Origin of the sequence: Albidovulum sp., assembly GCF_049646345.1 — a bacterium.
Taxonomy (GTDB): Bacteria; Pseudomonadota; Alphaproteobacteria; order Rhodobacterales; family Rhodobacteraceae; genus Albidovulum.
In genome coordinates this window covers 1-1,973 of sequence record NZ_JBARVQ010000336.1, presented here as the reverse complement: position 1 = coordinate 1,973, position 1,973 = coordinate 1, and the positions used below count along the sequence as shown (strand labels likewise).

The window sequence follows — 1,973 nt, the reverse complement described above, 5'->3', positions numbered from 1 at the left end:
GGATATGAAACCGATTAGGCGCAACACACTCTAACCCACCCTCCTTCGGGGGCCGCTCACCAGCGTGAATGCCACCCCGGCTATGAACCCGCCCAGATGCGCCTCCCAGGCCAGTTGACCATCCAGCACCCACCAAAGCGCGATGTTCAAGAGGATCAGCACGATGACCGAGTCGAGAACCGGCCGCAGCGCCGCCCCGATACGCGCGCGTCTGATACCGTTACGGGTCAGATAAGCGCCGACCAACCCGAATATCGCGCCCGACGCCCCGACCATGGGCGCGTCCTGCGCGCCGAGCAGGGCAAAGAACAAGGCCCCCATGATCAGCGAGACGGTGTAGAGCAGAAGAAACCGGATCTGTCCCAACGCTTCGACCAGAGCCTTCGCGAGCGAGACGAAGACCGTCATGTTCATCACAAGATGAACCAGCCCGCCATGCAGAAAGCCGTAGGTGATGAACATCAGCCAGGGCTGGCCTGGGTAATTCGGTTGCCAGTCATGCAGCAAACCGCCCCAGAATGCCCCGAATTCATAGACGTCCCCACGCCAGCCACGATCACCCAGCAGACCTGCATCCGCCCCGCTCAGTAGTAGTTCCGGGACCGTGCAGAGGATCAGGATCACCCAAGTCACCGGCGCGATGGCGCTGTGTTGTGACATGCTGGTCAGAACGGCACGAAGCGCGGCAGGGTCGGCAGGCTTTCGGCCATGAATCCCAACAGCCGCTCTTCCGCGACGGCCTCGGTCTCACCCGGGCCGATGGGGGTCACATAGCGCACCAGCGCCCCGTCGGTGCGGCCCAAAGTCAGGCTGTCGGTCAGGACCGACAGCTTGGCCCGGACATCGTTCGAGAGGCGCTTGCCACGCCCTTCGAACCAGTAATAGACGAGCTGTTTTTCCAGACCCTTCTGGATCACGGCGCGCACGGCGGTGAAATGGCCATAGCCGACATCGGTCATGTCCACCGGGGTTTCGGTGAAACTGAACACTTCCCAGCCGCCGGTCGGCAGGCACACTTCGGGGGAATGGATTCCCTGCCCCTCGGTCTGCTTATCGTAATAGGCGACGAAGAAACTGACGATATCGCCGCCCGGACGCTGATAGAACGCGTTCAGGTAATCATCGGCGGCCAGCACCTTTTCCACCTTCGGTTCAAGCGCCACGGTGAAACTTTGCCAATCGTCGATCTGGCGCGGGAACAGCAGCAGCGGATCGCGCGCCACGGCTGTGGCAGGCGGCGCGGGCAGCGTGTTCCAGGCAAGTGACGCCGCTGCGGTCAGGATCGCAGCCAGCGCCAGTGCGGGCGTCGCGCGGATGGCGAAGACACGGGTCAGGATCGCGCCGAAGCCTTCGAAATCCAGATCAATCGCCTCTGACAAGGGTTTGGGGTCGGGTGTCAGCCGTTGCAGGCCGATGGCCATTGCAAAGAGGATGAGGATGCAGATGAGGAAGATCACCCAGCCTTCAAAGAAGTGTAGAAAGCCCTCTGCCTGTTCGATCCCGTAGCGGTCGACCAGAACGCCGATCACGCCGATGCGGATAGAATTCATCAGGACCGTCAGTGGCGCTGCCGAGATCAGCAACACGATCTTGTGCCACAAGGGGCCCCGGTAAAGGATCGCGAAGAGGTAAGAGAAGGACAGGATCGGGAAAAGGTAACGCAGGCCTGAACAGGCCTCGGCGACCTGCAGCTTGTAGACGCCAAGGTCGATCACGTTGCCTTCCAGATAGACGGCAACGCCCATCAGGCTGACGAACCACACGCCGAGCGCAGAGGAGACCCATTGCAGGAAGATCGTCAGCTTCCAGTAGAGGATCTGCGGCAGGGGCAGCATGAAGACGAGATGGATCACGGGCAATTGGTGCTGCCGTCCCCGGTCCCAGCCGAAGATGGTCAGAACGACCCCGCCGACCCAGATGATCATCGCATATGTGACGATGTCGGGCACCCGAATCAGATTGCCGAGTGCCGC

The 1,973-nt window shown here is 61.4% G+C and carries 2 protein-coding genes; both read right to left on the bottom strand.

Going from position 1 to position 1,973, the window contains the following annotated elements; all coding sequences use genetic code 11:
* Positions 1–30 precede the first annotated feature (30 nt).
* Entirely contained in the window at positions 31–660 is a 630-nt protein-coding gene (locus WBB85_RS08420; protein WP_432638174.1) for a rhomboid family intramembrane serine protease, read from the bottom strand.
* Between the two features lie 5 nt (positions 661–665).
* On the bottom strand, positions 666–1,973 hold a 1,308-nt coding region (xrtD, locus tag WBB85_RS08415), incomplete at its 5' end, for a VPLPA-CTERM-specific exosortase XrtD (protein ID WP_432638173.1).